19 protein-coding genes, 1 tRNA gene and 1 other annotated feature are annotated in these 17,617 nt (G+C 46.7%); of the genes, 9 read left to right on the top strand and 11 right to left on the bottom strand.

Annotated features, from left to right (window positions below):
- Positions 1-158: 158 nt before the first annotated feature.
- From rplT to VGK02_01445, 4 genes are all read right to left on the bottom strand, one after another.
- Positions 159-518 carry a 50S ribosomal protein L20 gene (gene rplT, locus VGK02_01460; protein HEY3373717.1) on the bottom strand — a complete coding sequence of 120 codons (360 nt, stop codon included), beginning with the start codon at positions 516-518 and terminating at the stop codon, positions 159-161.
- A 68-nt stretch (positions 519-586) separates the two neighbouring features.
- On the bottom strand, positions 587-781 hold the full coding sequence (gene rpmI / locus VGK02_01455) for a 50S ribosomal protein L35 (GenBank protein ID HEY3373716.1): 195 nt from the start codon (positions 779-781) through the stop codon (positions 587-589).
- A 183-nt stretch (positions 782-964) separates the two neighbouring features.
- Positions 965-1,495, bottom strand: coding sequence for a translation initiation factor IF-3 (gene infC / locus VGK02_01450; protein HEY3373715.1), 531 nt, complete (start codon positions 1,493-1,495; stop codon positions 965-967).
- Between the two features lie 77 nt (positions 1,496-1,572).
- Positions 1,573-1,729, bottom strand: a sequence feature (ribosomal protein L20 leader region).
- An 839-nt stretch (positions 1,730-2,568) separates the two neighbouring features.
- A complete protein-coding gene (locus VGK02_01445) occupies positions 2,569-3,105 on the bottom strand; it encodes a matrixin family metalloprotease (protein ID HEY3373714.1) in 537 nt (178 codons plus the stop codon).
- Positions 3,106-4,183: 1,078 nt separating this feature from the next.
- Between VGK02_01445 and VGK02_01440 the strand changes: the two genes are divergently transcribed.
- Both VGK02_01440 and VGK02_01435 read left to right on the top strand, forming a co-directional pair.
- Positions 4,184-4,786, top strand: coding sequence for a hypothetical protein (locus VGK02_01440; protein HEY3373713.1), 603 nt, complete (start codon positions 4,184-4,186; stop codon positions 4,784-4,786).
- Between the two features lie 56 nt (positions 4,787-4,842).
- On the top strand, positions 4,843-5,325 hold the full coding sequence (locus VGK02_01435) for a hypothetical protein (GenBank protein ID HEY3373712.1): 483 nt from the start codon (positions 4,843-4,845) through the stop codon (positions 5,323-5,325).
- 102 nt (positions 5,326-5,427) lie between these two features.
- On the opposite strand, the gene VGK02_01430 is transcribed toward VGK02_01435, so the two are convergent.
- From VGK02_01430 to VGK02_01415, 4 genes are all read right to left on the bottom strand, one after another.
- A complete protein-coding gene (locus VGK02_01430; protein HEY3373711.1) occupies positions 5,428-5,715 on the bottom strand; it encodes a CopG family antitoxin in 288 nt (95 codons plus the stop codon).
- 23 nt (positions 5,716-5,738) lie between these two features.
- A complete protein-coding gene (locus VGK02_01425; protein ID HEY3373710.1) occupies positions 5,739-6,023 on the bottom strand; it encodes a hypothetical protein in 285 nt (94 codons plus the stop codon).
- 146 nt (positions 6,024-6,169) lie between these two features.
- A tRNA-Gln gene (locus tag VGK02_01420) sits at positions 6,170-6,241 on the bottom strand.
- Between the two features lie 188 nt (positions 6,242-6,429).
- Positions 6,430-7,257, bottom strand: a complete 828-nt coding sequence (locus VGK02_01415) for a DUF1385 domain-containing protein (protein HEY3373709.1) — start codon at positions 7,255-7,257, stop codon at positions 6,430-6,432.
- Positions 7,258-7,588: 331 nt separating this feature from the next.
- Here VGK02_01415 and VGK02_01410 point away from each other — a divergent pair, with 331 nt between their 5' ends.
- Positions 7,589-7,963 carry an STAS domain-containing protein gene (locus VGK02_01410; GenBank protein HEY3373708.1) on the top strand — a complete coding sequence of 125 codons (375 nt, stop codon included), beginning with the start codon at positions 7,589-7,591 and terminating at the stop codon, positions 7,961-7,963.
- Positions 7,964-8,380: 417 nt separating this feature from the next.
- Here VGK02_01410 and pstB read toward each other — a convergent pair whose 3' ends face one another.
- Positions 8,381-9,178 (bottom strand): phosphate ABC transporter ATP-binding protein PstB, encoded by a 798-nt coding sequence (pstB, locus tag VGK02_01405; protein ID HEY3373707.1) that lies wholly within the window; start codon positions 9,176-9,178, stop codon positions 8,381-8,383.
- 291 nt (positions 9,179-9,469) lie between these two features.
- On the opposite strand from pstB, the gene VGK02_01400 reads away from it, so the two are divergent.
- From VGK02_01400 to pstA, 6 genes are all read left to right on the top strand, one after another.
- Positions 9,470-9,973 (top strand): phosphate-starvation-inducible PsiE family protein, encoded by a 504-nt coding sequence (locus VGK02_01400; protein HEY3373706.1) that lies wholly within the window; start codon positions 9,470-9,472, stop codon positions 9,971-9,973.
- A 61-nt stretch (positions 9,974-10,034) separates the two neighbouring features.
- Positions 10,035-10,733 (top strand): response regulator transcription factor, encoded by a 699-nt coding sequence (locus VGK02_01395; GenBank protein ID HEY3373705.1) that lies wholly within the window; start codon positions 10,035-10,037, stop codon positions 10,731-10,733.
- Positions 10,724-12,487 (top strand): ATP-binding protein, encoded by a 1,764-nt coding sequence (locus VGK02_01390; protein ID HEY3373704.1) that lies wholly within the window; start codon positions 10,724-10,726, stop codon positions 12,485-12,487. Before VGK02_01395 ends, VGK02_01390 begins: the two co-directional genes overlap by 10 nt.
- A 137-nt stretch (positions 12,488-12,624) precedes the next feature.
- Positions 12,625-13,617 (top strand): PstS family phosphate ABC transporter substrate-binding protein, encoded by a 993-nt coding sequence (locus tag VGK02_01385; GenBank protein ID HEY3373703.1) that lies wholly within the window; start codon positions 12,625-12,627, stop codon positions 13,615-13,617.
- Between the two features lie 126 nt (positions 13,618-13,743).
- Positions 13,744-14,736, top strand: a complete 993-nt coding sequence (gene pstC / locus VGK02_01380; protein ID HEY3373702.1) for a phosphate ABC transporter permease subunit PstC — start codon at positions 13,744-13,746, stop codon at positions 14,734-14,736.
- Positions 14,733-15,611, top strand: coding sequence for a phosphate ABC transporter permease PstA (gene pstA / locus VGK02_01375; GenBank protein ID HEY3373701.1), 879 nt, complete (start codon positions 14,733-14,735; stop codon positions 15,609-15,611). The genes pstC and pstA overlap by 4 nt, the downstream gene beginning before the upstream one ends.
- 29 nt (positions 15,612-15,640) lie before the next feature.
- Here the strand turns inward: pstA and VGK02_01370 are convergent, their stop codons facing one another.
- Together VGK02_01370 and VGK02_01365 are read right to left on the bottom strand one after the other, a co-directional pair.
- Positions 15,641-16,276, bottom strand: a complete 636-nt coding sequence (locus VGK02_01370) for a cyclase family protein (protein ID HEY3373700.1) — start codon at positions 16,274-16,276, stop codon at positions 15,641-15,643.
- Between the two features lie 187 nt (positions 16,277-16,463).
- Complete coding sequence (locus tag VGK02_01365) at positions 16,464-17,558, bottom strand: CAP domain-containing protein (protein HEY3373699.1); 1,095 nt, start codon at positions 17,556-17,558, stop codon at positions 16,464-16,466.
- Between the last annotated feature and the right edge of the window lie 59 nt (positions 17,559-17,617).

Below are 17,617 nucleotides of genomic sequence, written 5' to 3'. Positions count from 1 at the left end.
GTGTAACCGGCAAAGTTGCGGTTGCCTCTATGCTTGTTCAGCTCATTACTCAAAAGTGAATTTCACCGGTTAGGCCTTAGCGCTCTCTCAGCTTTTGCGCCTCTCTGTAAAGGCCGGCCTCAGCTACTTCTCTTTATCATCGTTGTGTTTCTATTTAATTATACCGTCAGCTTCTCTTTGGCAATATTTGCGAGCTCTGCAAACGCCTCGGCATCATGAATCGCCATATCGGCAAGTACTTTCCTGTCGATCTCGATTTCGGCGATCTTCAAGCCGTTCATAAACTTGCTGTATGACAGCCCATTTATGCGTGCGCCGGCATTAATTCGGGTAATCCAGAGCTGCCTAAAGTTGCGCTTTTTAGCTTTTCTATCGCGATATGCATATGAAAGCGAATGAAGTACCTGCTCTTTTGCTGCCTTGTACTGCTTGCTCTTCGCACCGCGATACCCTTTTGCCAGCTCTAAAACTTTTTTATGCCTTCTTCTCGTGCTCTTGACGTGTCTCGTCCTTGGCATCGGATGTCAACTCCTTTAAACAAAATCAAACTAAACCAGACTTATCGATGAAATAGTATTGGATAAGCCTAAATTCCGAGTATCATCTTTATATTTTTCTCGTTTGTCTTATCAACAATGCCATCTTTGCGCAGTTGGCGTTTGCGTTTTGTGGTCTTCTTGCCAAGAATATGGCTTTTAAATGCGTGCTTATAGACGAGTTTGCCCCCGCCTGTAACCTTGAAGCGTTTTGCCGCCCCACGGTGTGTCTTCATCTTAGGCATAATCTACTCCTTTCCGGCTCGTGCTCATAATTTTGTCTTATGCTACGGCTACATCAGCGCTGGTTATAACCTTGCTGATGTAGCCTGCATTCACACAACGAAATACTATCCCTAGCATCATAACCGACTAAGCTAGTGGTGAAATCACAATTTTATTTTAAGCAATCCTAGCTGTAGGTAGATTTACTCTTCGGCGACTGCGACTTTCTGCACCGGAGTTAAAACCATAATCATGTTGCGCCCGTCCAGCTTCGGCATTGACTCAACCTTACCAAGTTCTGCGACCTCTTCGGCAATGCGATCAAGAAGCTTTCTACCTAGATCGGTATGGGCCATCTCTCGGCCTCTGAACATGATCGTAACCTTGACCTTCGAACCACCTTCAAGAAAGCGCATGATATGCTTCTTCTTGGTGTCGAAATCGTGGCTGTCGATCTTCGGCCGAAGCTTCATCTCTTTTAGTACAACCGAAGCGGAATGCCTCTTCGCCTTCTTCATCTTCTGGGTCTGCTCGTACTTGAACTTACCATAGTCCATAATCCTGCAGACCGGCGGGTCGGCTTGCGGAGCTACCTCGACCAGGTCAAGCCCTGCATCAAACGCAATCCTGAGCGCCTCATTTGTCGGTTTAATGCCGAGTTGCTCTCCATCTTCTGCGATGAGTCGTACCCTTGGGACACGAATCCTCTCGTTTACGCGTGCATCTGTTGCGATGCTCTACCACCTCCTGGGTTGTTACGCCCTTATAACTTTGTTTTTTGCTGCGTTTATCTTATAACTATTTACTATTAAGTAAAATAAAAACGCGGGTAGCAGTCGCCACCCACGCCATCGTGGTTGATTAAAAGATTTAATTAAGAGATTTGACCTCTTTATCTTCTATCTTTTGACCCGTTCAAGTGCTCTAAGCATCTTAGGGTGAGAAGCGACCGGCTTCTACTTCGCCAATATTCAGTTATCGGCAAAACGCCTCAATAAGTATACTATGTGAAACCTGACCTTGTCTAGCAGGTTTTATTATATGCGGTTGGTTGGGGTTGGGGTGTGTTGGGTTGGATGCGCGTTAGCTTAAGCATCCGAGTAAGTTGATACAATACGAGCTTTGAACTATTAAGAATCAGTAAAGCGTGCAGCCGAACTTTAATGACCGCACACATCTTTGGCTGACTCTACACGAGTTTTTGGAGCCGCATTCCCTTTTCTTTTGGATTAGGGAAGTAGGTAAAACTGGGACTCTGATTTTTGCTTTACGGCAAAAGTCTTTCTTGAGCTGTCATCCTCAAAGCTCGTTATGATAACCACGGCCTTTTCATATGTATTCGAGAGCGTTATTAAACGGCCGATTTCCTCTTCAGATAATAATTCTGCGCCTTGCCGAAGCCATAGTTTATTATTTTGGTACCAGACGTACTGCTCAGTTTTTGGCGCATATGCCGCAGGCCGTTCCTTGGCAATCTCTATATCCTTTGCAATTAGCGCTTGTTCGGTGCGTCTTACGCGAGGTAAGAATAAATCTATGGCAGCGTCCCTTTTCCCTTCTCTTATAAAACCGTGACCACCATTCTCCTATCCAGGGTCATTAAGCCCCATGGTGCCGTTTCAGCTATAGGCGAAGACCAATCTCCTTTTCAGGGTCTTAAAGCCCCAGAACAATATCCAGCCTATAGCCTATCTACTCCAGGTTGTACTACTATATATTCCCTGGAGCGGTCAGCGACTACCTCTTTCATAGCATCTCCTATTGAGATTTACATACGCTAAATTATGCATTTCAATATGTCTTAGTACTAGTGGTACATATAGGTTATACCATTTACGTCATCTACTTGCGGAATATATATTTTCGAGCGATCTCTGTTTTGATACATTATTGATTGCGCTACATTACCCTCACCCAAACCTGCGCCGTGACCTAACTCATGTCCTGCCGTACTCCTACGCATTGTCGCAGTGAAACTACCCGTTGTTGCCGTATTGCCAACAGCACTGAAAGAGGTCGTCTTGCCGTTTGTAATGTTACTATACGTATAACCATATGCCCCACCTGATATACTCACAATTCCGAGCTTATTTATATTTATAGCAGAGCTGCTGTAGCTATAAATGAGCTCAGTTGGGGTATTAGTCCAATCAGTAGCCGCAGCTTTGAATGCATCTTTCCAAACCGACGTTGAAGGCATGCTTGAACCCCAAGCATAATATATGTACATGTAGCCGCCAAAATAATTCCAAGGAGCAAGAATCGTATAAGCATTAGCGGGTGCGCACATTGCAAGCAAAATCGTTACAGCTATTAGTATTACAAGAATCTTCCGTTTTAGCATCAATAATCCTCCTGTTCTTTCCAACGCATTTTTACCGGTTAAGCAAGATTCGATACTAAATTCACCTCCTTCGTTAACATAGCGTTTTCAATATTTGGAAACCCTATTGCAGATTATTGATGCAATATGTATTAGCGTGTTTGCTCTCCTCTTTAGGTCTCTATCTTACTCGTTCGAATCCTATTGCCTTGTCCAATCTTCGATCCCTGATCTGATTGTTTTCCATCAACCTCTCTGAGTTACCAGATGAACAGTAAATCCTAAGTAGGGTAATGTACAAATGTACTATAGCTACAATATATTATTATTCTATAATATGTACTATTAACGTTACCTTAATATAGTATATTTTTTCTATTACTATATCTTTGTATGACCGTATGCTAGCTCGATTAGATTGCCAATATGGTTTGTCTGAAAAGGAAGTAATCGTGTCTAAAAGAGTCCTAGGTATTCCTTAAGAAGGTGACGCGAGTTCAGTTAATTTGATTGTATTAGACTGGTGCACGCCGGTTAATCTTCATTGCAAGCTAACGCATAGTTTATAAACCGTAATTATACTCCATAACTGTAGGCAAAAAGCAGAATAACCGCTTTGTAAAGCGGTTATTTCAGATTCTAATGTGCACCTTAAAAACTAATCCCCGGATTGTCACTTGTTCCAGCTATATACAGAATATGCCAGTTTGATTGGCAACAAAAGAAGTTCGAATCCTTGGACCCCTTGAATTTTGGGCAAACAGAAAATGGCTCGTCAGAGCTATTTTCAAAGTGCTTATGATTTTGCTGTCCTCCGTGGACACTATTCAAACCTGGAATTATTGGAGAAATTGATGAAATACATCTCTGAGCTGCGATGAATCTTGCGGTCGCATCTATGGGGAGCGGGGCTTAACACTATATTTATGACTCCGTGTCACATCAGTAGCCCGTTATTCAAAGCGGTTAAAAGGCAACGAAGGAATGAAATGTTGGACCGGTTTATGCGTTATGATAATCTTTGCAGAAGGGCGATCTAAAAGAATCATCACGGAGTTAAATGCGAAGAATTTCAAATCTGTGAGGCTAAAGGAGAGTCATGGCGTATATCACCAACATAACCCACTATATTGATGAAGATGGCTATCCAGTACGCTCAGGACCTGCCGGTCGCGCTGGCGGTTTCTTTGGCAAAATTGTTGCAGCGGCATCGCTGAACCCACCGGGTACTATTGTTCCCTCGGCATTGAACTGCAGACGCCGTCCTGGGCACAAACCATGTCGAGGCCATCTTCTTATCGCCCGCCAGGATGATGGTGTGATCGAGTGGCAATGCCCCTTATGTAAAGACGAAGGTTCCATCCATAGCTGGAAAGACGCTTATTGGGATAAAGGTAGATATTCGATCTCAAACCTGGCGCCAGAGGATGTCGTTGAGCTTAGGGTTTTTGAGAGTGAGCTCAAAGAGCTTACGAAAATCCTGGTGCTTTCATCTGAAAGTGAAGCGATCCTCTATGGCGCGACGTTCATCGAAGAAGACGTTGAACTATGCGCACCGTTTGATAGTTTTGAGGAGTTCGTGGGTGAGATTGCATTTGAGGCAAACCACACCGATAATCGTAGCCGCGAAGTTAATCTCTCTCGAATATGCGATCGAATCCAAATCCTGCTAACTTTCTATGACATGGTTCGTGATCTCTAACGCTGGGCAGAATTGAAATATCATAATCAAACAAGGATTATATCGGGGGGCTGTTAATGAAAAAGCGTAAGGCTAAAGAAGAAGAGAGTATATATTTTATTAAAGCAACTTTAAACGATTTGTTTGGTAGGGCTGGTGGAAAACCGCATAGAACCTTAGCAGTTCCTGAAACTTTTTCATTATACGGCTTGGCAGAAGCTATTACCAATAGCTTCGATTTTTATTTCGATCACTGTTTCGGATTCTATAACAATATAAAGAGATGGACTAATTCAACCGAGGGTTATGAACTATTTGCCGACATTGGAGAAGAAAGCAGGTTTAAAGGTGTAAAACGAACGAAGGTAAACGAAGCGTTCGATAAGATCGGGATAAAATGGCTGTTTCTCTTTGACTACGGTGATGAGTGGCATTTTGTTGCCGAACTTATAAAAGTAGAGCCGGCCAATGAAGATGTAAGCTATCCATTGGTTATAGAATCGACAGGAGACGCTCCGCCTCAGTATGGAGATCCGGAGGATGATGAGGACGGATTTTAGACAAATCATAACGATATCAGGGTGAACGCTGTATATTTTCCTTCCGCAATTGTCAAACTCGTCAGAGTCCGTCATGCTTTTAAGACTCAAGGAGCCTAGACACTAACCTGCTCTCTTAGCATCTTTTTGCTCTTCAGCTTCGATGGCCTCAAAGAGGAGCATCCTCATTAGCGTCTGGTATCCCATGCCCTTTTTAATCGCAAGCTTATTAAGCCGCTCAACAAGGTCTTCATCAAGTCGAAGGGAGACCATTTTTTTCTTGGGACGGGGATGAGTTGGGTGCATGCCGCCAGGGACTTCCACGCCCTCATATTCGGTGGGATCATGCGTATCCCAGAATTCACGTATTTCATCCTCGCTTTTAAATTCGGGAAACTCTTTTTTAGACATGATTATTCTCCTCTTCTCTCCTTTTACTTAGATTTTTTATATTTTTTGCGCTTACTTTTGTCCATCTCATAGGCCGTTATTGGGCGAACTAGCTTAAGCCCTCGCTTTTTGACTACTGAAAAGGCAATAAAGAGGAGCTTGTCACCATTACTTCTACCGTAGAAGTGGTAATAATCCTTTCCAAAACTTTCAAGTTTCTGAGGCTGGTTATAAAAAGCTTCTTGAATTTCCCAGCGGTTTAGGTGGTGCTTTTCGACGATCTTATCCTCATTGTTCTCGTCCCAGTCAAAGTCATCAAAATCCAGCACCGCTCACTCCTTATCCTATCCTCTTATTATATTGACAATGTCAATATATATCAATAGGATTTACAAATTATGCTCTTGTTCTCTTAATATTAATGAGGCAAAAACAGGAGCTTTTGGCTCTGCATAGCCAAAAGCTCCCAGCGGTGCTGGGGCGCTAGGATTCGAACCTAGAATATCCGGTACCAAAAACCGGTGCCTTACCATTTGGCCACGCCCCAATATGTGATTTCAAAAAGAAAAGCTGCGTCTATGTGTCACACAGCCTTTCAATCTCCGGCCACATCTATGCCGACCTCGGATTGTGCACTGAAAAATATATCACGCCGCGGTAAAAATGTCTACCTTGTAACAAAAAAGAGCCGATATTTCAAGCGGCTCTTTAAACTTCGTTGATATGGTTATGGTGCTATGCTTGCTGTGGACTGACAATCTCATGCTTGTCGCCCAACAATTCGAGAGCTAAGACCAGCTGTAGTGCCTTAGACGCGATGATAACTTGATCATTGTCCGGTTCTCGCGTGGTCATGAACTTCTGCAGCATCCTTCCGCCAAAAAGAACCATCTTCGTCAGGATGAAGTTCGGGAAGCGTGTGAGCTGCCTGAATAGCTCAAGAGACATCGCCATCGACGATACGATATACGCACCAGAATACAGCGCGTTGACCTTGGCGTCCGGATACGGCAGGTAAAGTGCCATTAAAACCAGAATCACGAACACCAGATTCGTGCCGCAGCGTGGGTGAATTCTTGAACAACTCTGGATCGCTGCCGGATCGTTCAAGTCTTTCCCCTGCTCGTGGGCATTAACCGCTTTGTGCTCCGCACCATGATACGTCCAGATCTTATTCGTCATACCCCGGCTCATCGTCCAGAGTGCAAGCAGCAGGTAGAAGAATTGGAACCCTGCATTGATAAATATGCTGCGCGGAAGCCACGCGGTTGCCGCCATTGAAATCGGCAGGGTAATGGCAAGATAGATACCCAGCCACAGAATAATGCGGCGATTGGTTCCGGCGGGATTCTTTTGATACGTCTTGACACCGAACTTAATCATCTCAAAAAATGAGATAATCGAACGGATAAAGAAGATATTCCAACGGGGATGGTGGTCGAGCCACGAATGGGTTGAGCCGAACTCGGTTGACCCATCTTCCCGTACCAGTGCCCAGTATTTTTTTGTCCTCATCAAAACGCCATCGCCAAAGGCCTGGCCGCCAACTTTAATATCACTCAATAAAATCACCTGCTGGTTTTTAAAACACGCTGCTCCATATTATATCCCGCTCAACACGCTGCCGACAAGGTATAACGACTTGCTTCGTCCGGCAACCATTTGGCAGCTATATGCCTTGTTTACGAGGTATTTTATATAATTACATACGGCTCACCACTGAGACACTAAATTATTTTATTCACCTTAAGTTTAGTGCAAACATGCGGTTTATCTCTATGTCAAGCGCTTACGCTCTTGTAAGAATTGGTAAAATGAAGTTTGACGATGTGCTTTTCGTCATATAACAATACCTAGACACAATTCAGATCATGCCAAGGAGCTTGGTTTTCTAATGGCTGAGAGAAAAATGCCCAGACATCAAGCGCATCAAATAGAAACTAACGTCAAGTTTGACTTCGAGCGTATCGGTGATACCTTAATCGTGCACCTTTCCGGCGAGGCCGACCTGCTTGGGAGCTCGAAAATCAGGCAAGCCCTCACCCGCAAGCTCAATGACGTTAATAGGATAATTTTTGACTTAAGCGACCTTGATTTTGCGGACAGCTATTTCCTGCGCTTTCTAATCAAATTACGCAAACAGCTCGGTGGGGTCAGCTCGGTTGTGATTGAAAACGCTAAGCCAAACGTCGCGCGCATCTTTGAAGTCACCGGTCTCGATAAACTCTTTATGTCGTCCGACGAGAACCAAGAGCCGGAAATCAACTAATATTCTAGATTTGCATCGCAAAAACCGTCCCCTTGACTGGTGTTTGGCGCTTGCTAACCCCTTAGCGTGGCGCTTAAGAAATAGTTAAAAAAACTCTTAATAAGTAGGTTTACTCGCCAAATGTTCTGGAAAAAATACGAATATAGCGGCATCGAAATCAGCAAAAATGCCAACACCCGGACTAGAAAGGATCACAGAAATGAGGGGTTCTATCGTTCGCGGCATATCATTCGCAAATCTCAACGGAAAAACTATGGAAGAAGCCTTATCAGGGCCCAGACGAGTAGCAACCTTAGCATTTTGCGAACGTTGCGGTTGTAAATTGTCCCAGTACCGGGCGCCGGAAGATACGGTGTGCTGCAGCTGTCACAAGGCGCTTAACCCGTTAATGCAACAACGTCCGGCCTAGCGTAGAGCTTAACCGAATCGACCGGTGATGTAATCTTCGGTCTTTTTGTAGGCAGGCCTCGTAAAAATAGTAGATGTATCCCCAAACTCAACGAGTTTGCCTGGTGCGCCCGTCTCTTCTACCAGGAAAAACGCGGTGTAGTCGGACGCACGAGCAGCTTGCTGCATGTTATGCGTAACCATGACAATGGTGAATTCCTTTTTTAAGGCCTCTATCAGGTCCTCGATTTTCTGCGTTGAGATCGGGTCGAGCGCGGAACACGGCTCGTCCATGAGGAGCACTTCGGGCTTGATCGTGAGCGCACGAGCTATACAGAGACGCTGCTGCTGCCCGCCGGAAAGCTGCATGGCCGATTTATGAAGCGTGGTTTTTACTTCATCCCAGAGCGCTGCTTTTTTCAGGCTTTCCTCAACGATATCGTCGAGTTCGCCCTTTTTCTTAGTACCGTGAATCTTAGGGCCGATCGCCAGGTTTTCATAGATGCTCTTGGGGAACGGATTGGGTTTTTGAAACACCATGCCGACTCTTTTACGAAGCAGCACCGGATCAACACCGTTTTTGTAGATGTTTACCCCGTCAATTAACACTTCGCCCTCAAGGGACGTGCTCATCGTAATCTCGTTCGAGCGGTTAATGATCCGAAGCACGGTTGACTTTCCGCAACCCGACGGGCCGATAAACGCCGTTACGCGGTTTCTCGGCAGCTGGACGGAGATATTATCTATCGCCTTGAACGTGCTGTAATAAAACGTCACATCTTTGAACTCGATTTTCACATCTTCACGATTAAATTGGACGATACCCATCTGACCTCAGCTTCTTCAAAATATGCTGGATTACTGCTGTATGATGCCTGCCAACTGTCAATTGTAAACATCTCGTCTGCGGTTATCTACAGGTTTTTCCGTATACGTTTTGCGGCAACCACCGCTACCTTAAGGTTTAACAATCCTTTAACCAATATTTAACATCCGTGCAACCACCAAACTTGCCATGATTGATACCCTTATGTTATAACACTCCTTGACGAGGAAGGCAGGGGCTGGTATTTTCCCTGCCCCTTTCAGTTGCTCTACGTTTAGTGTGATAGGAGAAAGATGAACGCAGAAGAAAACGCTATAGCTCAAGAGGAGCGCACTAAGAACGTGTCGGTTTTACAAAAGCTATTCATTGCCGAATATCGAAAACGCACTGTCACACGGTTTTATCAATCGGTAAACACTCTAATAATCGATGCCCTTATTGTAGCGGTCTTAATCATACTTTTGGCTGGAACCGCCAGGATATTTATCCACTTGCCGGCAAGTATTTCACAAGATATTCTTTCGATGGGGTTCCACGGTATCCTCAACGACATAATGGTCGTCTTCATTTTTGTAGAGCTGTTTCGCGTGTTGATCGACTATTTCAAAGAGGAACGGGTAAAAATCACCTATATCGCCGACGCAACGTTGGTCTTCACCTTTAAGGAGATTTGGGTTCGTTTCTCTGAGCCGAATTTCGATTCAATGAAGATACTCGCGATGAGTGCCGCTATGCTCGCGGTAGCCACAGTACGAACACTAGCCGTTATCTACTCTCCCGATCGTGCAAAGGAATAGCGTTTACGATTGTAATATTGCTTGGATAACTTTACTATTAAAGCAAAAATGAGTGTGAAAAATGGCTCGAATTTTAATAATCGAAGATGACCCACTGATTAGAGAAACGCTCGAATACAGCCTTAGAGGGGCTGGATTCGATGCGATTACCGCCGAAGACGGGATGCAAGGCCTGGCGATAATCAAAGAGGCAGCACCCGATCTGATTCTCCTCGATTTGCTCATGCCCGAAATCGATGGCTTTGACGTCTGCCGGCGCGTGCGCGAATCCGACGAACATGTCCCGATTATCATGATAACGGCGCTTGAAGACCAGCGAAGTAAGCTCAAAGGTTTCAGCGTCGGCGCCGACGATTACATTACTAAACCGTTTAGCATTGAAGAGCTTGTTGCGCGTATACGGGCAAACCTCAAGCGCACGCTTCGCGATGAAGCGGCGGCAGCGGCAATCGAAGTCGGCGATCTAAAACTCGATCTGACGCACCATACCATCGAGGTAAACGGCCGTTCTGTGCATTTGCGCTTAAAAGAATTTCAGCTTTTAAACGTGCTCGCTTCCAAACCAGGCGTCCTTTTTACACGCCAGGACTTGGCTGAGCGCATATGGGGCTACGAATTTTACACATCAAGTCGCACGATTGACGTTCACATCCGCAGGATTCGCAACAAAATAGAAGAAAATTCCCGCTTCTCCTATATTCAGACCGTCCATGGCCTCGGCTATAAGTTCCAGGTCGCGGAGAAAGCCCAATGCGAATAAACAACAAGCTTGTTATCAGCTACACCCTGCTTACCGCTTTATGCCTGTTTATCATCAGCGCTATCATCAGGTTTGAAGTGCAAAGCTCATACACGCAAACCTTTAAGAACCAGCTTATATCTGAAGCCAATACCGTAAAAGTGGCGGTCGATTCGCTCAGTGCCGGAAGATTTGCAAGCGATCAAACCAATGATCTCGTGCAAAAACTAAGCCGCCAAATGAACGCGCGAATTACCCTCATTACCCGTAACGGCGTAGTGGTCGCCGATACCGAGGCTAACCCGAAGACCATGGGAAACCATGCAAAGCGCCCGGAAGTTCAACAGGCCCTCAGAGGCAATACCGGTATTAGCGAGCGCTATAGCAGCACCGTCGGCCATACAATGCTCTACGTTGCCATCCCGTATACGAATGCGGAAAAAGGTAACGGGGTCATCCGGATCGCGCTTCCCTTGTCTGATATAGCTGCTGCAATAAATAAGCTAAGCATGATAATGGCCGCTATCGCATTTCTGGCAACTCTTGTGATAATTGCCGTGAGTACCATCCTGGCCCGTTCATTTACGAGGCCCCTTAGGCAGATGATGAATATGGCGAGCAGCATGGCCGATGATGATTTTGAGCAACAACTCTCAATCAACACTCGTGACGAGTTGGGAGAGCTATCGCAATCTCTTAATAACCTCGCCATGAAGTTAAAGGACAGGATTAACGAGTTGAGAACGGAGAAAGCAAAGGCCGAGCACATACTGCATAACATGGCTGAAGGTATAGTGCTGATAAACAAAGACGGCGTTATCGTTCTTACCAATCCAGCCGCGGAACGTGTTCTCAGATTCACGCAGGAGAACGTTATCGGCGCACCGCTTGCACGAGTAATCGATAATCATGAGATCGAGACGGCCATTACCGAAGCGCTATTATCGAGGCGAGAAGTTAATGAAGAAGTGGAGCTAAGCGTTCCATTTATAAAACTGCGATTAAGGGCATTACCGGTTACCGGCATAAGCGGTGACCACCAGGTACTTACTGTTATTAAAGACATCACACGAGAGAAGCACGTGGAGCGCTTGCGAAAAGATTTTGTTGCTAACGTCTCACATGAGCTAAAAACACCGCTAACCGGCTTGAAATTGCTGGCTGAAACGCTGTGCCAGAGCATCGAAACAGACCCTGTGGCAAGCAAAAGATTTGCGGAGCGCCTCGACAAGGAGCTAAGCACGCTTATCAATATGGTCCGTGAACTTATCGATTTGTCGAGACTTGAACGTTCCGATGAGGCTATCACAGCATCACCGGTTGATCTTCGAGAGCTGGTTCGCGAAGTGGGTTCAAGCTTTTCAGAACTTGCTGTGGATAAGGGCTTAACGCTCGAATTCGATATTCCTCAGAAACTAACGCCGGTAATTGGGGATAAAGACCAGCTCTTAACACTTGTGCGAAACCTTGTCGATAACGCAATCAGGTATACGTTATCCGGCGGTACAATCAAGGTAATGCTTTCACAGGATAATGACCGCGTCCGCTTCCTGGTTGCTGATGACGGCATCGGGCTGGCGCAACGTGAGATTCCTCGGATATTCGAGCGCTTCTACCGGGTAGACAAGGCGAGAAGCCGGGAGACCGGCGGCACCGGCTTGGGGCTTTCGATTGTTAAACATATCGCTGAAAACCATAATGCAACTATTAATGTTGAAAGCACTCTGGGCATTGGAAGTACCTTCACTGTGGGTTTTCCTATCCAACCGGCATGATCCGAATAATGATGTCATAAATATTTAACACGATGGTTACACCGTTTTCACCACACATCCCGGTTTGCACCGTATCCTGTAATTGGGTGCTCATAGCACCCTAATAAATCTCGCACCGAGAAATCACAGGAGGTTACATGGGATTAATGTCGAGGAATCCGGGGAAAAGCAAAACTGTACTAGTAATGGTTGTTATCGCTTTGGTCGCGCTGGTTGCGACAGGTTGCGGTTCGAATAACCAGTCACAAAACTCAACTAATGCAAGTGACGCCAAAAAAACATCACAACAATTATCAGGCTCGGTAAAAATCGACGGTTCAACCACCGTACTGCCGATCAGCGAGGCGGTCGCCGAGCAGTTCATGAAACAGAACAACGGCGTAAGTGTTACTGTTGGTTCATCGGGCACCGGTGGCGGTTTTAAGAAGTTCATCGCCAACGAGATCGATATCAGTGACGCATCGCGGCCGATCTCGGCTGAGGAAAAAGCGGCGGCGCAAAAGAACGGCATCGAGTACCTAGAGATACCGGTCGCGTATGACGGCATCTCAATCATCGTCAATAAAGATAATACGTGGGCATCATCAATCACTACGGCTGAGCTTAAGAAGATTTGGGAGCCGGGCAGCAAGGTTAAAACCTGGAAAGATGTTCGCCCGAGTTGGCCGGCGGATAAAATCACGCTCTACGGCCCAAGCAGCGCGCACGGTACATTTGATTACTTCACGGAAACGATCAATGGTAAGCAGAAGGCCATCAGGACCGACTACCAAGTGAGCGAAGACTATAACGTAATCGTTCAAGGTGTTGAGGGCGACAAAGGCGCTCTCGGTTATGTTGGATACGCTTACTTCAAGCAGAACGAAGACAAGCTAAAGGTGCTGTCGGTAGATGCCGGCAGCGGCCCTGTTGCTCCGAGCGAGCAAACCATCAAGAGCGATACATATAAACCGCTTTCGCGTCAGATTTACATCTACGCAAACAAAAAATCGCTCGCACGCCCTGAGGTCAAGGAGTTCGTAAAGTTCTACCTGACCGATGGCGCAAGCCTTGTACAACAAGTTGGCTATGTGCCGCTGAACCAGCCAGATTACCAAAAAACCCAGGATGCGGTTAACGCGGTAAAATAGCCTGTCACATAGGTAAAAGCACGTTACTAGATTGAATATCTGACATTCAAATATGCAGATTATTAGCATCGCCGGCCCTTTCGCCGGTGATGCTATGCTGCTTTCAACTTACCAGGAGTGATGAAGTTGGATGCTTTTGAAGAAGCTCAAAGCCAACCAGCTGATATTATAAATATACCAGAAGAGCAAATCACCGCTGAATTTGCAACGGCGATTGAATCGCCTAAACGTACAATAACCTGGCGAAACATTCGAGAGCGCGGAGTTTATCTGGTACTGCTCGGCTGCGTGCTCATATCAGTGTTTACAACAATCGGGATTATCCTGTCGCTGCTCACCGAGTCGGTCTCGTTTTTCAGAGTTGTTCCGATCACTAAATTTCTCACTGACACTATGTGGACTCCGCTCTTTGCCGACCAGCACTTCGGCATCTGGCCGCTCATCGCGGGAACGACGATAATTCTTTTGGGATCGAGCATTGTAGCGCTGCCGATCGGCCTCGCAAGCGCGATTTATTTAAGCATCTATTCAAATCAAAAAGTTAGAAAGGTGATCAAGCCGCTCTTAGAGGTTCTCGCCGGAATTCCAACCGTCGTCTACGGATATTTCGCGCTCACGTTTGTAACACCGCTTTTGAAGACATTTATCCCGTCATTAAGCACGTTTAACGCACTAAGCGCCAGTATCGTTGTCGGCATTATGATTATCCCAACGGTCTCGTCGTTAAGTGAAGACGCGCTATCATCGGTACCGCGGTCACTTAAGGAAGCAGGGTTCGCACTTGGGGCAACCCATTACGAGGTCGCAAGCAAGATAGTCCTGCCGGCCGGACTATCCGGCGTTATCGCATCGTTTATCCTCGCGATATCCAGAGCCATCGGCGAGACGATGATCGTGACGCTCGCCGCGGGATCAACGCCAAAACTCACACTCAATCCGATGGAAAGCGTCCAGACAATGACGGCATCGATCGTTCAGATAAGCATGGGCGACACACCGCAAGGCACAATCGAGTATCAGACCATCTTTGCGGTCGGAATGCTGCTCTTTTTAATCACACTCGCGATAAACGTAATCGGCCAAGTTATTACGCGCCGTTACAGGGAGGTATACGAATGATTTCAGATACCGCTGCGCTCAAACGGCTCAAACGCCGCCGCATAAAGAACGCCATATTTCACGGCCTGATGTTACTTTCATGCGCGGTTGCAATCGTAGTGCTCGCTGCACTCTTAATAGATATTGTTCGCAAGGGTGCATCGTGGGTGAACTGGCATTTCTTGGCGAGTTTCCCGTCATTTATCCCGACCAATTCGGGAATACTAGCCGCACTCGCGGGTACGCTATGGGTTACCGCAATCACAGCGCTTCTCACCTTCCCCGTCGGTGTTGGCACCGCCATATTTCTTGAAGAATACGCGCCAAAGAACCGCTGGATGGCAATTATCGATATTAATATTGCCAATCTTGCCGGTGTGCCTTCAATTGTCTACGGCATTCTGGGGCTTGCGGCGTTTGTACGTGCAATGGCGTTGGGAAGAAGCGTCCTGGCCGGGGCACTCACTATGACCCTACTGGTTCTTCCGGTAATGATTATTGCGGCCCGCGAAGCCATTAAAAGCGTGCCGAGTTCACTTAAAATCGGCTTTATGGCAATGGGCGCTACGAAATGGCAAACTATTAGACACATAGTAATCCCGGCAGCAATGCCGAGTATCTTCACCGGTACGATTTTAACGATGTCCAGGGCTATCGGTGAGACGGCCCCTCTTATCATGATTGGGGCTCTTGCTTTTGTACCATTCGTGCCAAAGAGCGCGATGGATGGCTTTACCGTACTGCCTATTCAGATCTATAGTTGGGTTACCAGGCCGCAGGAAGCCTACGGCCACCTGGCGGCAGCGGCGATTATTATCCTGCTTGCGGTATTGCTATCGATGAATGCAGTTTCGGTGTTTTTGCGTAATCGATTCGAAAAGCAGATGCATGCGTAAACGTCTAAGCGCTTAGGCGGGCTGCGTTGCTAACCCAGTTCACACAAAACAGCTCGTGCCGGCGCACCGTCCGAGCCTTGTACCTTAAGCGGTAAGCACATAATCTCATACTCGCCGGGCGGTACATCCGCCAGGTTGATGGTCTCTAAAACTACGGCGCCGCTGCCCAAGAGCGTCTGGTGTACGTCTGCCCCGGAGTGGTACTCACCGACCGACAGGTAATCGATGCCGACAAGCTTCATGCCCAGATCGACCAGGTGTTGCGCCGCACCAAGCGTTAGATAAACAAAATCGCTGGTAAACTCATCGCTCTGGTAAAGCGCCGAGTTGCGGGTCTTAAAAAGTATTCGCTCGTACCCTTCAACGTAAAGCGATTCAATATGTGACCGGGTTATCTCCTGAGGCACATCTACCTGAACGACGATAACCTTACCGATTAATTTATCAAGCGGCACCGTATCAATTGTCGAGCCGCCTTGCAAGAAGTGAGCCGGAGCATCGATGTGCGTGCCCGTATGGCTTCCCATTCGAATCATCGAGGCTTCATACGAACCGCCCTCCTCAAACGACTGGTATAGCGTGCGCTGAAACCCCGGGTCGCCCGGCCACACCGGCATCTTCGGACGAATAGGAACCGATATATCGTATAATTTGCGTTCGCTCACTTGTATCCCCTCACAATAGAATATATCTCATTGTACCACGCCCGACGCGGAACTTAGCTCTTCGCAATCTAAGCTGATGGGAAGCGATAAACTCATTTTGCAATGAAGCGCAGCAAACAGATATCTCATACGTAGGAGCGCACAATATATGAATAGCGAGTTTCATTATGTCGCAAAACCGTTTTTTTTAAGGAATTGCGTTTCGGGATTGCTTTGTGGTTGTAAACTGCCAGGTCAAATTGACAGGTTCTTCATCGGCAACGCCCAACACGCAAACAGAGTATGTCGCACCGTAGGATAGCGGTTTTTTAGGAAGGATCGCCAATGACTCACGGATATACTCATTTGAAAATGGCGTTATGTAATACGATTCGACACTCTCACCATATTCGTTCGTGAGTGCAACGCTTGTGATGACAATATCTCTGTAGTCGTTAAATGTTACCGTAATCGGATAGCCGACCGGGTAGCTACGGCCGGGAAGCGGGTCCGGCTTTTCATCCCCCGTGAACTCAACCGGTACATCGTGCTGATCTTTCACCGGGTAGCAAACAATGGTCTTTTTATCGGCAAAACCGGGGTTCCCGAAATCCATAACATAGGAAACGCACGTAACGGTTCTGCGTGCCCCAAATCCCGCCTCATATACGTCAGGGCTTAGAATCGGAAACCGGTGGTACACGGTATCCACCCAGCCATCGACCGCCCAGTTTGGATTGATAGACAAAAGAAATTGGGGCTCCGCCCAGCGCGTACTACAAATCTCCGTGGCGTATGTGAATTTATCGTACCCGAAGCACTCCATCCGATCCCACGGCCACGCCCCCGAGTACCCGTCTTTACTGCGCTTCTCAGTATGTCCCGAGAGGCTATGGCGGGCGTTATATTCTGCGTGCGACTCCGATGCTCGGTTAATATCCTTATTGAGCGTAACCGGGGCAAGACCGACGAGTGCCCGATAGTGATTTACACGTGCGAGTGCCATTCGTTGTTGTTCGCTTGGTTTCAGCTCCGGTACGATAACGGGTTCCGTCGATGACGGTGAAAGCATCACCTCCCAGTCTTTTACCGTCATCCTCCCACGGCTTCGAAAAATGGGCTGGCGGGCCAGAGTTATGTTGGGTTTTTTGCATGAGATACAAGAGCTCGCAAGGTTATTAGCCGTTTTCGGGCTGGTTACAAAGAGTGAAGCAAATATAACCAGCGCCAGTGCCGCAACTATATTTACGCAGATAACGATTATTTTTAGTATTGTGGCAAGCAAGCCTTTGGACATGTTCATCGGCAAACCGTTCTAATGTGAATCATTCAACGACTGAGAGTTCAGTTTATAATAACCAT

It is taken from the genome of Candidatus Aquicultor sp., from assembly GCA_036504445.1.
Lineage (GTDB): Bacteria > Actinomycetota > Aquicultoria > Aquicultorales > Aquicultoraceae > DASXVE01.
The sequence above is the reverse complement of the archived record's forward strand: the minus strand, read 5'-3'. Positions and strand labels throughout refer to the sequence as shown.